Here is a 14,272-nt window from a genome sequence, read left to right on the forward strand (position 1 = left end):
GTTGTATCACCAAAACTAGCGGTTCGGGGGGCTATTCTTGGGTTAGACCATAATCTGCGATACTATACTGTTCCTGCTAAAGGCAACGTTACTTTAAATATACTGCCTGTTCCCAGTGTGCTTTCAGCCGCAATGCTCCCTCCATGTGCCTCCACAATCGACTGTGTAATAGCCAGACCAAGGCCCGCTCCGCCTGAGCTGCGTGTACGCGATTCATCTCCACGATAAAATCGCTCAAATATCCGCTCCAGCTGTTCCTTCCCCATGCCGGCTCCATTATCACGAATCTGAACATCTGCCAGTTTATTTCCAGCTGATAAGTTGACATGGATTATGCCTCTTTCCATATCAGTATGTTGAACAGCGTTGTGGAACAAGTTAAGCATGACTTGCTTGATTTTATCGCCCTCTGCCAATACCCGTACGCCTGCCGTCATATCAAAAACCACCTTACGTGTGCCTGCCAGCATAAGGAGCTGTGGCTTCATTTCCAGCAGCAATGCATCTAGCGATATATCTTCCAGCTTCAACTCTGGTGTTCGGTCCAACTTAGCCAGCAATAGTAAATCAGAGACAAGCTTATTCATGCGCTTGGATTCACCATACATACTCTCTAGTGCTGATTGGAGCTGCTTTGGATTAGATGCTGCTCCACGAAGCAGCACTTCCAAGAACCCGTGAATGGATGTGAGCGGAGTACGCAGTTCATGGGAAGCATCCGCGATAAACCGTCGCATTTGCATCTGCAATTCCCGTTCAGCAGCAAAAGAATGCTCTAGCCGCTCCAGCATGCCATTGAATGAAACCGCCAGGCGATCCACCTCATACTGACCCTGCTCTGCGTCAAAGCGCTCGTCCAGATTCCCCGCATCAATACGTTTGACTGCCTCAACCATTCTGGAAAGGGGCACCAATGTGCGGCGAAGCACAGGAAGCATAAGCGCCAGACCAATCGCAAGTGCAATCAAAGACAATAAAATAAAGGTGCGGAGTTGATTAATCAACTGCTCTTGCATAGAATCCGTGGATACGCCCATTTGCAGTAGCCCTGACGAACGATCAGGTGGGCCGAGCGGGCGAAACACAACCAGTTGCTCTTTTCCCTGAGCATCCGTAATTAATTGATAGCCGTGACGCATGCGCTTGCTCTGCTGCATTGCTTGATACTGCTGAATGGTGAGGCGCGGCGGTTTAAGTCCATTTTCATTGGACAAGCTCTGAAAGGTGCCGTCTATACCTATAGAAGCAAGCGACATATCCGGCCAAAACAGAAACGGTCCCGGTCGATTACTCCTCCGATTGGACTCATCTTGAGGAACGGTTACCCCGGTCCCGCTCTTTTCCTGCGAATCCTTAATCAATAAGTCGGCAGGGATTGAATTGAGCTGTGTATCCATAGCTTCTGCCCTACTGCGGTACAAAAAATCCTTCATCAGAAAGTATTGGAGAAAACCGATCAATACGAGCAGTAAAGCCAAAATGAGTAATGTTCTGGCTAAAAGCTGGGACCGGAGAGAACGAAGCGCATATTTTCTCCGACTTTTCCCTCCCGTCTTCATAACAGATCCACTCGGTACCCAACACCACGCAGCGTCCGAATGACCCGATGCTCCTTATCTTTGAGTTTTTCACGCAAGGAGCGAATATACACTTCTACAATATTATCCTCGCCCCCAAAATCGTACCCCCACACTCGGTCCAGAATACGACTTTTACTCAGCACAATTCCGTGATTTAACACTAGAAACTTCAATAATTCGTATTCAGTAGGCGACAGCTCCAGCACCTGACTCTGATAGCGAATTTCCTTCCGTCGGTCATCCACTTGAAAGGGTCCATGAACCACTTCCCCCAGCAGGTCGGGGAACTGATTTCGCAAACGCGCTTCAATACGAGCCAGCAGCTCATTGAAGCTGAAGGGCTTTACGATATAATCATCCGCACCGAGCTTTAGTCCCTTTACTCGATCGTCCACATCATCCTTGGCGGTCAGCATAATAACTGCGATGTTATCCTCTGTCTCCTTGAGACTTTGGCATACCTCAAAACCGTTCATTTCAGGCATCATTACATCCAGCACTGCTACATGCGGACGAAACTCTCTAGCCAGATCGAGCGCTGCACTCCCGTTCTCGGCGGTTCTAACTTCATATCCTTCATTAATCAGTCCAAGCTCTAAAAATTGCAAAATATGAGGCTCATCGTCCGCCAGCATAATCTTAACTCCGTGTATTGGATTCATCATTAATCTTCCCCTTCATATTGACCCATTTTTATCACATTAAAAGTCGGTTCATTTTCACCTGTATCTAATATACCTGAATCCTGCCGTAAAAAAAGCACCTCACCTCAGCTTTCAGCTAACGTTCAGGGAGCGCTCAGAACTCATTAAGGTACGTATGGCATGATAATAGCAAGCCGGTAGTTCACCGGGCCAAGATCGGAAGCGACTGGTCATTCCGCAGTCCTGAAGATAGCGGCTAGAACAACGGAATAAAAATAAAGAATTTTCACAGGGAGTGGAATGAACATGATTAAGAAATGGTTCAAGACCAGGGCGGACATCCCCCTGATCATCATTATGCTGATATCCGCATTTTTGAACGGATACAACATCTGGCAAGACAAATACGTAAACACCTACTACACGACGGCAGTAGCAAGCATGCTGCAGAGCTTTCATAATTTCTTTTTCGCCTCACTTGATTCTGCAGGATCGGTAACGGTAGACAAACCGCCAGTGGTGTTCTGGATTCAGACGTTGAGCGCCTATATATTCGGGCTTCACGGATGGAGCGTAATCCTGCCACAGGCGCTGGCTCAGGTCGGATCGGTCTTGCTCATCTACTTACTCGTCAAACCGAGCTTTGGTACACTGGCCGCACGCCTGGCTGCCTTTGCCATGGCAACGACACCGATAGCCGTAGCGGTTAGCCGCACGAATAACATTGACGCTATGCTGGTCTTCACATTATTGCTCGCAACCTGGCTGTTGTTTAGAGGCCTTAAAAATAGCAAAACCGGGCTGATCCTGGCTGCTTTTGCAGTCGTCGGCATCGCCTTTAACGAAAAAATGCTGCAAGCCTATATGATCGTTCCGGCGTTGGGCCTCTTCTATCTGCTGGCTTCCAAGTATAACTGGAAACGAAAAGCAATTACGTTGGCAGGCTCGGCAGTAGTTCTCCTGATTGTATCGCTCTCTTGGGCAGTCATAGTGGACTCCACTCCAGCAGATGAACGTCCTTATATGGGGAGTAGCGGCACCAACTCTGTACTGAATTTGGCCTTCGGTTATAACGGCCTGTCCCGCCTGACAGGAGATCAGGGAACAGGTGGAAATCGTGGCGGTCAACGTTCAGAGCAAAACAATAACGCTGCAACGAACAGCAACAATACGAACACGGATCAGATCCAGACGACTCCATCATCCGACAGCACTACCACTACAGATGATTCTGGTGCCAACAACATGACAGCAGGCGGATCTGGTGCAAGTGGTCAAATGCCACCGGGCGGATTCGGTGGGAACGGACAAGGCGCTCCTGGCGGAGATGGACAAGGCGGTCAGGGCTTTCCTGGTGGTGGCCCGGGCGGAAATTCCGGTGGCGGCATGTTCGGTACCGGTGAAAAGGGACCTTTGCGATTGTTCCAATCTGCCCTATCAGGCCAAGCCAGCTGGCTGCTTCCGTTCGCAATCATTGCTTCCATCGGCTTGCTTGCCGGTATTCGACGCCGTAATATCACACAGAAACATAAAGAGGTTATCTTCTGGCTCGTCTGGTTGATTCCCGCAGCTGCATTTTTCAGCGTAGCAGGTTTCTTCCATCATTATTACCTGATTATGCTCGCACCACCGATTGCAGCGCTCTTCGGAGCAGGATTCGTAGAATTGTGGCAACAGTATCGTGAGCGTTCCAACTGGCTCTCCTGGCTATTACCCGTGGCAGTATTGGCAACATCGGTATTTAGCTGGTTCATTCTGCAAAATTACAACGACACCATCGGTAGCGGCTGGTCCATTGCGGTATTGATCGTAGGGATCGTCGGCACAGCACTTCTGGTAGTAGCACGAATGAAATCCAAGAAGTTCGCAAGATATGCCATTATTGCAAGTGTACTTGCTATGTTTATCGGCCCTGTGTACTGGGCATTGACACCAATCGTTTACGGTGGCAACAGCATGATTCCACAAGCTGGACCGACTCAATTTGGCGGCGGCGGTGGCGGGATGCCAAGCCGCAATGATGGCAACAGAGGTTCAGGCTTCAATGGACAACAAGCTGAAGGAATACAAGCGAATAACCAGAACAATGATGCAGATAATTCCAGCTCTGACGGAAATACTTCAAACACACAAACAAGTACTGACACGGAACAGAGATCTTCTACCCGCTCCAGAGGAATGGGAGGCCCGAATGGCAGTCAAAGTTTAGATCAAAAAACGTTGAGCTACTTGCAAAAAAACAACACAGGTGAAACCTATCTTTTCGCAGCAAGTAATTATTCAACAGCCGCTCCTTACCTGATCGAAGCCGGACAAAAGGTAATTATTATGAACGGTTTTGTGTCTTCTGATCCGGTCTATACCGTCGATAAAATCAAGGCGCTAGTTGAAAGTGGGCAAGTGAAATACTTTATGATTTCTGGTGGCGGCGGTGGACCGGATGGCGGCAACTCCGAAGTCACTGCATGGATCAAGGAACACGGCAAAGTAATCCCTACAGATGAATGGAAAACAACAACAGGGGAAACAAGTACAGCAGCGAAAGCAACCAACAGCGGAAACGATACCACAAACAGCAGTGCAAGCGCTCAGGATGGCCAAGGGGGACCTGGCGGAGACGAGCGTGGCGGAAGCGGTACTTTATACGAAATCACATTATAAATGAGGAGGAACTACGAATGAGTGAACCCATCCGTTATTCCATAGTTATTCCAATGTACAACGAGGAAGCCGTTATTACGGAAACCTATCGGAGGCTGAAACAAGTCATGGGCTCAATGGGTGAGCCCTATGAGCTGATCTTCGTCAATGATGGAAGTTCGGACCGCAGCGTCCAACTCATCAAGGAATTCAGTCTCAGAGATGACACGATTGTATTGATTGATTTCTCTCGCAACTTTGGTCATCAGCTCGCAATTACCGCCGGGATGGATTATGCAGTGGGAGAGGCGGTCGTCGTCATTGACGCCGACCTCCAGGACCCGCCGGAACTGATTGTTGAGATGGCTAACAAGTGGAAGGAAGGCTATGAAGTCGTCTACGCCAAGCGACTCAAACGCAATGGCGAAACTCGCTTCAAGAAATGGTCTGCCAGCCTCTTCTATCGTGTACTTAAAGCATCAACGGATATTAATATCCCGGTCGACACCGGGGACTTCCGTTTGATGGATCGCAAGGTCATAGATGAATTGAAACGGCTGCCGGAAAATAACCGATTCGTACGCGGTCTGGTCAGTTGGATCGGCTTTAAACAAACCGCTGTTGAATATGAGCGCGATGAGCGGCTCGCAGGCGAAACCAAGTATCCGCTAAAACGCATGATCAAGCTCAGTCTCGACGGGATCACATCCTTTTCGATTAAGCCGCTCAAGCTGGCGGGTTATATAGGCGCACTTTTGTCCATGTCCGGCTTCCTGTATCTGATGTATGTATTGTTTCTTAACTTTTTCACCGATTCCTATGTGATGAAAGGCTGGTCATCCATGATTAGCATCAGCCTGATCTTCGATGGGGTGATTCTGATTATCCTCGGTATTATGGGTGAATATATTGGACGGATTTATGACGAAACCAAAGCGCGTCCACTCTACATTGTCCGTGAGCGTCTGGGTGGACAATACGATAACGGTCCGACGCATGCTATGAAGGTTCCTGAACAACGCGACTCCCTGTACATGCAAGGAGCCCGTGACAGCCTGATTTCGGGTGCACGTACAGTACGCGGCAACAGCGCGGTATACACTGGACCCAAATCCGGCCATGGAGCCTAACCCATGAAAAGTCGCATAGCCCAGCTGCTCCCTATAATGCGATTTGGCATCGTAGGTCTGGTGAATACGGGCGTAGATTATATCATCTTTATGCTGCTGGCTTGGGCCGGAGTACCGGTCGTGGTGGCGCAGATCATTTCGTACAGCTGCGGCACAGCCAACAGTTATATTTTGAACAGCAAATGGACATTCGGCAAACAACGAGAAAACAACACAGGTAAAAGTCAATTACTCAAATTTATCGTCATCAACCTCATCGTATTGGGGATAACCTCTTTATTGCTGCAAGTGCTTCAAACTGAAACCGAGCTGCCGCTTGCTATAGGCAAGCTGATCGCCACTGCGGCTGGAATGATCATCAACTATATCGGGAGCCGATACTGGGTGTTCGGTTCCCCATCCCGAAAGGAAAGTGAATCCCTATGAGAAAAATTACAAAAGCCGTTATCCCTGCCGCCGGTTTAGGAACCCGTTTCTTGCCAGCTACGAAAGCTTTACCAAAAGAGATGCTTCCCATCGTAGATAAACCAGCGATTCAATATATCGTTGAAGAAGCCATTAAATCCGGAATTGAGAGCATTATTATCGTTACGGGGCGTAATAAAAAAGCCATCGAAGACCATTTTGACAAATCTGTAGAGCTGGAGCAAGTACTGGAGAGCAAGGGGAAATATGATCTCTTGCGTGAGGTTCAAAGCATCGGAGGCAAAGCAGTCATCCACTATATCCGTCAAAAAGAGCCGCTCGGCTTGGGACATGCGGTGCGCTGCGCTCGTCAGTTCATTGGCGATGAGCCCTTCGCCGTGTTATTGGGCGATGATATTATGAACTCCTCCACTCCGGCGATTCGCCAAATGATGGATGTATACGAAGCCACTGGCAAGCAAGTGGTCGGCGTGCGCACGGTAGAAGAACAGGATGTCAGTAAATACGGCATTATTGATTCCACCCACCAGAATGGTCTTATTCATGAAGTCGGCGGGCTTGTTGAAAAGCCCTCCCCGGCAGATGCCCCTTCTCGGCAGGCCGTCATTGGTCGCTATGTATTGGAGCCTTCTATTTTCTCCATATTAGAGAACATGTCGACTGGAGCGGGTGGTGAATACCAATTGACAGATGCTCTGCATCAAGTAGCATTGCAAAACCAGCTGCTCGCATTGGAACTGGAGGGCACACGCTATGATATTGGCGATAAAGCTGGCTATCTGGAGGCTGTGCTTCACATGGGCATGCAGCGCGAAGATTTGCGTCCAATGCTTGACTCCATGATGCGTGAGTGGGCGCTTGCTTCAATGATAAAGTAGATACATTTCCTCCTACTGGAATCCGATCATGTTGTGAAATCACGAAAGTAGCTGGTTAAGCACCTAAACTTGTACAATGTAAGAGTACAGAGCATCGGATTGTGTAAAGCCGCCTGGCTGAAACTAAGGAGGAAAAGAACCTATGATACCTGAGGGAAATCTGCAAAGCAACGTGGATCGTTTTAATGGTTTTGCTGACAATTACGATCAGCATCGTCCAGAAGCACCGGAGCTCATCGTGGAAATCATCAGCCGCTATCTGGATCGAAGCGTAGAGCTAGTTGCCGATATTGGCTGCGGTACCGGGCTCTCTACTTTCATATGGAAAGACACCGCTCGGCGAATCGTGGGCATCGAGCCTAACCCGGACATGATAGGGAAAGCGCAGCAAAAGCTGGAGAGAGCAGGAACGACAACGGCAGGAACCATTTCCTTCAAAAGCGGGTTCTCCAACAACCTGCCCTTTGAGGACGGCACTGTAGACGTCATTACCTGCTCTCAATCCTTTCACTGGATGGACCCCGAGAGCACGCTCCAGGAAGCAGGCAGGGTCTTGGCTCAAGGCGGTGTGTTCGCGGCCTTTGACTGTGACTGGCCTCCAGTGCTGCAATGGCAGATAGAGCAAGCTTATACAGAGCTTATCACCAAAGCGGATGCCATTTTGGAACAGGAAGCTCCTGTAGAGCAACAGGCTCATAAATGGAGCAAGGATCAGCATCTAGCTAATCTGCACCGCAGCGGACAATTTCGCTATACTCGGGAGATTGTCTTCCACAATCGTGAGCAATGTGACGCAGACCGTTATACTGGGCTTGCTCTTAGCCAAGGGGGGATTCAGAGTCTTTTCAAACTTGGCAATCGAACACTTGATGACGATATAGCTCGCTTCGTGAAGCTGGTAGAGAATCATTTTGAAGGCAGAACACTGGATATCCTGTTCAGTTATCGTATGAGACTTGGCATCAAGTAAAACAGAACCCAAGTTGTCGTGATCATATTCTCTTCGGCTCAAGCAAAAAAAGACTCTCCTTGTCTCGTGAAAGCGAGTACGTAGGAGAGTCTTTTTTCTTTCAATACATTTCTACTACTATTTCCGTACAATCTCTAGTAATAGTGTAGTTTTGCTGCGCCTTCCTCTTAAGCAGAGTGGACAGCTAGAATGTGCGCCAATCGATCGGGGTAGTCTGTGATGATGCCGTTCACTCCAGCCTCCAGCAGACGCTCCATTTCTTCCGGCTCATTCACCGTCCATGGGTGGTAGACGACACCTAATGCCAAGGCCTCAGACACAGCTTCTGGTGTAACCACTTGCTTATAGGCATGAAGTGCTGTAACCCCGAACTGGGTTGCATATTCCGATGGGCGAACCATAATTTCAATATACAGCGCTCCCGTCTTGATCTCAGGGGCAATCTGCGCACAGAGCGCGAGCGATTCGTGATTGAAGCTGGATAAGATCACCCGCTCTTCCAATCCGAAACGCTTCACAGCGGCAATAACCTCTTCCTCCATCCCTGGATAGAGATGAACGCTATTTTTCAATTCCAGATTAATAATGGTATCCGAGGACTGGGCCAGCTCCAGTAACTCATCCAGCATCGGTACCCGCTCACCTCGGAATTTCTCATCAAACCAACTGCCTGCATCCAGTTTGTTTAATTCTTCCAGAGTGATATCTCTTACATCTAGTGGACAGCCTGTCGTGCGCTCCAGCGACTCATCGTGAATCAGCACCAAATGCCCATCTTGGGTACGCTGCACATCCGTTTCAATACCCGTTGCTCCCAGTTCTAACGCATGGCGGAAAGCCGCCATCGTATTTTCAGGACATACCCCCGAAGCTCCGCGATGTGCAAAATTAATCACCTTCTGGGTCATAGTCACGATATCATCCCTCCTGTCATTTCAAACAAGAATATTGTACTCGTTCATTGTTTGGGGTGTATAAAAATATTCGTCACAGCTGCCTGTTCTTCTACGCGGGTTGAACAATCTTTCCGATCCAATCCGAATAAAATGTATTTCCATTCCGTCGATCAAATTCGGCTGCTGCTGATTCTGCCAGAGGTTTAAAATATGCGGCGATTTCTTCTAATGTACGTTCCTGTTTGCCCCATTCAAAAGATGCAGGCATCCGAATCAAACGAAGTTTGCTCGAAGTATCCAGCTTTTGCAGCAGTCCCACCATCGCTGCGTAAAAATACATTTGCTCTAATCCGCTCTCATAGTCCAGTGCAATATGCAAATGACGCTCCACCACTCCGATGCCTTCCATCGGATTTGCAACCGTCAAATACTCAATATGCTCTGCGATCGTTTTCAGGAAGTCACGGTCATCACGAACCAGGCGATAGCCTTTGCGATACTGTTCCTTCGCCTGAGCAACCTCGCCTTGACGATACAGCGGCAATAGCACCTGCGAGAGCGTCACATGCGGTACTTCTGCACATCTCATCCGTCCCGATAAAATCGGTTTTGCCACGGCAAGCGCCTGCTCGTCTTCTCCGGTCAAGTAGTAGAACCGCACCATCTGGCTCTGCTCACAGGCTTCACAATCACTCATACTGTCTGGCTCAATCACGCGGAACATATCCAGATACCGCCGTGCTTCATCCAGTTCCCCCATGTCCATCGCGATGCGGAACTTATAATAGTAATATGGACGCTCATTATACCCGTATTCGGCATAACGTCTACGCATATCCTCCACCAAATCTTCGATTTGAGTCTTCGATATATTGGAAAAGCTGCACACCTTCCCGAGTATCCATTTGTAATTCCACAACAGCTCAACAGGGTCGTATTCCTCTGGATTTTGGTCAAATTGGCCCAACTGCCATGAAAAAGCAATCAGTGATTTCAATGGATATCCGTTAAAAATAGCGCAGTCTACAATCTCTCCCCGAATTTCATAAGCAAGCTCCTTCAAGCCTGAAGTATCCGCCAAGCGGACAGCCTCTTCCAGAATCGCCAGCTTTGCCGCCCCTCCGGGCATATCCTGCGCCTGTTCCATCAATTCATATATCGCGTCTTCCATTTGAATCCTCCTTTAATTACGTAATTACGTATTCTGTCCGTTCCCTAATCCCCAATTGATAAAATGCAGTACACTCCGGTTCATCAGCCCCAGCTCGCTGCGGTTCATCGGATAGTGACCCATCATAAGCGCATTCACATACATCATTTCTGTTGCAGCCGTAATCATTTGTGTGTCGGCAGCTTCAAAAATTCGTGCCACTACCGGGTTGCTCAAATTAAAATACAAGGTCGAATAGCCCGCGTTCTGCTGGACTCCCGCTTTTAGACTGTCAAGCACATTGGAAAAAAGCGAAGTGGTCTCTTCAACTGTGTTTTCCATGGAGCGCAAGGTTAGTGCATCCTGTGAAATGGTATATAGCACAGGCAAGCTCGCAGGCTCAAAACGCTTCAACTCAGCACGGCAACGCATCGGCTGCAATGCAGCATCCATCACACGCAGCACAGCGTAATATTTGGTATGCTCTTCCTGCGTCAGTTCAGTAAATGAAAGAGATACATCTTCAGGGCTAAGCCGCTCTGTTTGCAGGGTAGCGTCAATCCAGTGCAGCTTATCCAAAATTTCTGCATCATAGATATATCCGCCGTTGACCACCAGCATCGATTGTGCTGCCGCCACATGCGTAATCTGACGATACTCATCCACGGTCGCTGTGTAATGGAGTGGGCGTCCGCCCGCCTCTCGGATCAGTTCACTCAGCTCACGCCGCCCAAATGTACTTTCGAAGGAAAACCAGCGATGCATAATCCGCAGAAATTCATCATCCTCGACCGCGAGCGCCTTCATGGACAGCTCATGCAAACGAATCCAGTGCTGCAAGCGGTCTGGCTCATATTCCGCCATGCGGAGCAGTTCTTCGCGAATGCAGGTTCCCAATTCAGAACGAACCGCATCAAGCTGCTCATTTTCATAAAAATATTCACGCGATGCCGTTGGCTGTAATTCATCTGTCCAAATCAGGCTTTTAATGAAGAATGCCCACTCTGGCAATACATTTTCCGCTTTGTCAGACACGAGCATATGCTTCAGATACACCCGATGCAGCCGCTTGCTGTTCAAATTAACAGTACGAGGCAAAATGAATGCAATCCCGCCAGTTCTGCCCGATGCCGTCCGCAGCGGTATAAAATCACTGAAGCGCTCACCCATCAGACGATAGCCTAAATCCAGCACCTCACCGCGGCGACTCCGTAATTGCTCCGGGTCCTGCATCCAACTTGTCGATGGAAGATTGACCTGCTTGGTCTCCCCGTCTACAGACAGCAGGACAGGATAAGGCAGCAAAGCTCCATAATAAAATAAGGAATCCTTCACCTGTGCTGGCTCATAATAAAACTCGCTCCCTGGCTTGCAGCGCAAATAAATTTGCGTTCCTGTAGACAACTCAGTCTCTAATCGACGAATCGTATACGTCCCATCCGGCTTCCCTCTCCATTCCATAGAGACGCCTTCCTTCACCGAACGGGTCAGTACTACAATCTCATCGCTCACCATAAAACAAGACAGCAAACCTATCCCAAAACGCCCGATAAATGAAGTCTCCGAGGTCAGCAAATCGGCTCCCTTCTTGGAGGACTGCCCGATGATCGACAGAAACCGATGAATGTCTTCTTCCGACAATCCAATCCCATTATCCTGAATCATCAATACCTGCTGATCCCCAGAACCAGATAGTTCTACGATGACTTTGCCTTCATAGTCATTACTCTCAGAAGCTGTATCTTTAAGGGTATGGTCTTCTTTTAATGATCCACTTTCAGCGGTAGTCTTCCGTAGCTCCTTGCGAGCCGTGATCGCATCTGTTGCATTCTGTAGTATTTCACGTATAAACACTCGTGGACTGCTATATAAATGATTGGCCAAAATATCAATCATGCCGCCCAAATTTACTTGAAAACGATATTCGTCTGTTTGACTCATAGAGATCATTCCTTTCACGAAATGCTACAGCCAGCTTTTTAAAGCATAGCTACCTTTTAAAGTATAACGTGGATTTAAATCGGTTTACACACCCTCATTTCAGATATCAATCCATTGACAACGGTATAACAGGGTCTTTTTTCACCCAGGAATGTCGGCACTGGGTCTAATTAACTTCATAAAAATGTACGAGGCATGAGCATTTAGTGAATAAGGATCATCTTTAGCTAGTTAAATTTAGGAATAAACATAATATTTATTAAATTTATCCCTTCCCTTCGAGCACTATATCCATGGAGGGACAAATGGCTCATTTTATACAAAAAGCCCGCATTCCTGCTCTTGTAGTAGCCTTACAAGAGAGAATGCGGGCTTATTAGATATAACTCAGTCCGTTTCTTTTAGAAAGAAAATTAATGAGATTTAGCGAGACGGATCACGTTCCACGAAGCTTTACCCAAATGAGCTTTTACAATGCCGTCTTCAAGCTTGGCGTTACCGCCATTATGAGGCGTAACCTTTTCACCAGCCGGACTGTTGGTCGCTTTGAGATCATCATGCTCCAGCACGGTATGCTCGACAATGCGGTAGCCCTCGAAACTGCGTACATCTACCGTCAGCTCCAGCGATTCAGACAAGTGACGATTCACTGCAAAGACAGTCAGCGCGTCTCCCTCTTCATCATAAACCACAGCGCTATCCAGATAAGGAATGTCTGTAAAGTCCTTAGAGTCGTATTTCTCGGAGTCTACTACAGGCATCAGTGATATCCCGCGACCATAACGGGAAGCATGGAGATACGGATAGAAGATCGTTTGCTTCCACGCTTTTCCGTTATTTTCGGTCATGATTGGTGCAATAACGTTGACCAGTTGAGCCATACAAGCCATTTTTACACGGTCTGCGTGACGCAGGAACGTAATCAACATGCTACCCACCAACAATGCATCCTCAAAGTTGTAAATATCCTCAAGCTGTGGTGGTGCCACAGACCATGGATCGATTTTTTTGTCCGCATCGTTGGAGTGGTACCACACATTCCATTCGTCAAAGCTAAGCATCATTTTTTTCTTGCTGCGTTTCTTCGCTTTGATATAATCACAAGTCGAAATGACTGTACGAATAAAATGATCCATGTCCATGGAACGTGCCAGATAATTAGCCGTATCATTGTCATGATTGCCGTAGTATTGGTGCAAGGAAATATAGTCAGCTACCTCATACGTATGATTCAGTGTGGTTGCCTCCCATTCCGGGAACGTCGGCATCGTGGAGCTGGAGCTCCCACAGGATACAAGTTCAATGTCCGGGTCAATCAGCCTCATAGCTTTTGCAGATTCTACAGCCAGACGACCATATTCCTCTGCTGTCTTGTGACCAATCTGCCACGGACCGTCCATCTCATTGCCGAGACACCAGGTTTTAATCTTATGTGGCTGCTCTATACCGTGACTACGGCGTAGATCACTCCAATAGGAGCCTCCTGGATGATTGCAATATTCCACCAGATTACGCGCCGCATCAATACCACGCGTTCCCAGATTCACCGCCATCATGACTTCAGAGCCAACATCCTTAGCCCATTTAAAAAATTCATTCGTCCCTACTTCATTGGGCTCCACTGTTCTCCACGCCAGCTCCAACTGTCTAGGTCTGGATGCGACAGGGCCGACGCCGTCTTCCCAATTGTAACCGGATACAAAATTACCGCCCGGATAGCGTATAATAGGAACATCAAGTTCTTTGACCAGCTCTTTAACATCATTGCGGAAACCGCTTTCATCACTAGTTGAATGAGTAGGCTCATAAATACCACCATATACAGCACGCCCGAGGTGCTCTACAAAAGAACCATAAATGCGTTTATCGACTTCAGCAATACGAAAAGATTTGTCTACAATCATCTTTGCTTTTACAGCTGCTGCCACCTAAACCATCCTCTCTGAAATGCAAAAGTAAAATTTGTTGTACCTAAAGCTAACAAGCCATTTTATTAACGATTTCAATATATCACACC

Annotated in this window: 11 protein-coding genes; 5 read left to right on the forward strand and 6 right to left on the reverse strand. The window is 47.9% G+C overall.

All coding sequences use genetic code 11. The annotated features are described in order from the left end of the window. Positions 1 to 62: 62 nt before the first annotated feature. Complete coding sequence (locus tag ABEW32_RS13880) at positions 63 to 1,559, reverse strand: sensor histidine kinase (protein WP_430188528.1); 1,497 nt, start codon at positions 1,557 to 1,559, stop codon at positions 63 to 65. Beyond that, a complete protein-coding gene (locus ABEW32_RS13885; protein WP_017425704.1) occupies positions 1,556 to 2,242 on the reverse strand; it encodes a response regulator transcription factor in 687 nt (228 codons plus the stop codon). Before ABEW32_RS13885 ends, ABEW32_RS13880 begins: the two co-directional genes overlap by 4 nt. A gap of 288 nt (positions 2,243 to 2,530) precedes the next feature. On the opposite strand from ABEW32_RS13885, the gene ABEW32_RS13890 reads away from it, so the two are divergent. The 5 genes from ABEW32_RS13890 (at position 2,531) to ABEW32_RS13910 (ending at position 8,268) form a co-directional block, all read left to right on the forward strand. Next, positions 2,531 to 4,885, forward strand: a complete 2,355-nt coding sequence (locus ABEW32_RS13890; protein ID WP_430188529.1) for a glycosyltransferase family 39 protein — start codon at positions 2,531 to 2,533, stop codon at positions 4,883 to 4,885. A 17-nt stretch (positions 4,886 to 4,902) separates the two neighbouring features. Then, a complete protein-coding gene (locus ABEW32_RS13895) occupies positions 4,903 to 5,994 on the forward strand; it encodes a glycosyltransferase family 2 protein (RefSeq protein ID WP_430188531.1) in 1,092 nt (363 codons plus the stop codon). Positions 5,995 to 5,997: 3 nt separating this feature from the next. After that, positions 5,998 to 6,420, forward strand: a complete 423-nt coding sequence (locus ABEW32_RS13900; RefSeq protein ID WP_430188533.1) for a GtrA family protein — start codon at positions 5,998 to 6,000, stop codon at positions 6,418 to 6,420. Further along, on the forward strand, positions 6,417 to 7,298 hold the full coding sequence (gene galU / locus ABEW32_RS13905) for a UTP--glucose-1-phosphate uridylyltransferase GalU (protein WP_040102337.1): 882 nt from the start codon (positions 6,417 to 6,419) through the stop codon (positions 7,296 to 7,298). The genes ABEW32_RS13900 and galU overlap by 4 nt, the downstream gene beginning before the upstream one ends. 142 nt (positions 7,299 to 7,440) lie before the next feature. Further along, the gene (locus ABEW32_RS13910; protein ID WP_430188536.1) at positions 7,441 to 8,268 is read left to right on the forward strand and encodes a class I SAM-dependent methyltransferase; all 828 of its coding nucleotides are present in this window, start codon (positions 7,441 to 7,443) and stop codon (positions 8,266 to 8,268) included. 167 nt (positions 8,269 to 8,435) lie between these two features. On the opposite strand, the gene ABEW32_RS13915 is transcribed toward ABEW32_RS13910, so the two are convergent. The 4 genes from ABEW32_RS13915 to arfA all read right to left on the reverse strand — a co-directional run bounded on the left by ABEW32_RS13915 (position 8,436) and on the right by arfA (position 14,183). After that, positions 8,436 to 9,182 (reverse strand): glycerophosphodiester phosphodiesterase, encoded by a 747-nt coding sequence (locus ABEW32_RS13915; protein ID WP_430188538.1) that lies wholly within the window; start codon positions 9,180 to 9,182, stop codon positions 8,436 to 8,438. Positions 9,183 to 9,273: 91 nt separating this feature from the next. Then, on the reverse strand, positions 9,274 to 10,335 hold the full coding sequence (locus ABEW32_RS13920; RefSeq protein ID WP_430188540.1) for a hypothetical protein: 1,062 nt from the start codon (positions 10,333 to 10,335) through the stop codon (positions 9,274 to 9,276). Between the two features lie 24 nt (positions 10,336 to 10,359). Beyond that, a complete protein-coding gene (locus tag ABEW32_RS13925) occupies positions 10,360 to 12,255 on the reverse strand; it encodes an HSP90 family protein (RefSeq protein ID WP_430188542.1) in 1,896 nt (631 codons plus the stop codon). A gap of 413 nt (positions 12,256 to 12,668) precedes the next feature. Continuing rightward, positions 12,669 to 14,183: an arabinosylfuranosidase ArfA gene (gene arfA, locus ABEW32_RS13930; RefSeq protein WP_430188544.1), complete on the reverse strand. Its 1,515-nt coding sequence runs from the start codon at positions 14,181 to 14,183 to the stop codon at positions 12,669 to 12,671. Between the last annotated feature and the right edge of the window lie 89 nt (positions 14,184 to 14,272).

Source organism: Paenibacillus jamilae, from assembly GCF_050482105.1.
Taxonomy (GTDB): Bacteria; Bacillota; Bacilli; order Paenibacillales; family Paenibacillaceae; genus Paenibacillus; species Paenibacillus jamilae_B.

What these genes read in the sequence shown, in the direction of transcription:
- ABEW32_RS13910 (WP_430188536.1), top strand. Translation starts at nt 7,441, where the DNA reads ATGATACCTGAGGGAAATCTGCAAAGCAACGTGGATCGTTTTAATGGT.
- ABEW32_RS13925 (WP_430188542.1), bottom strand. Translation starts at nt 12,255, where the DNA reads ATGAGTCAAACAGACGAATATCGTTTTCAAGTAAATTTGGGCGGCATG.
- galU (WP_040102337.1), top strand. Translation starts at nt 6,417, where the DNA reads ATGAGAAAAATTACAAAAGCCGTTATCCCTGCCGCCGGTTTAGGAACC.
- ABEW32_RS13885 (WP_017425704.1), bottom strand. Translation starts at nt 2,242, where the DNA reads ATGAATCCAATACACGGAGTTAAGATTATGCTGGCGGACGATGAGCCT.
- ABEW32_RS13895 (WP_430188531.1), top strand. Translation starts at nt 4,903, where the DNA reads ATGAGTGAACCCATCCGTTATTCCATAGTTATTCCAATGTACAACGAG.
- ABEW32_RS13880 (WP_430188528.1), bottom strand. Translation starts at nt 1,559, where the DNA reads ATGAAGACGGGAGGGAAAAGTCGGAGAAAATATGCGCTTCGTTCTCTC.
- ABEW32_RS13890 (WP_430188529.1), top strand. Translation starts at nt 2,531, where the DNA reads ATGATTAAGAAATGGTTCAAGACCAGGGCGGACATCCCCCTGATCATC.
- ABEW32_RS13920 (WP_430188540.1), bottom strand. Translation starts at nt 10,335, where the DNA reads ATGGAAGACGCGATATATGAATTGATGGAACAGGCGCAGGATATGCCC.
- ABEW32_RS13900 (WP_430188533.1), top strand. Translation starts at nt 5,998, where the DNA reads ATGAAAAGTCGCATAGCCCAGCTGCTCCCTATAATGCGATTTGGCATC.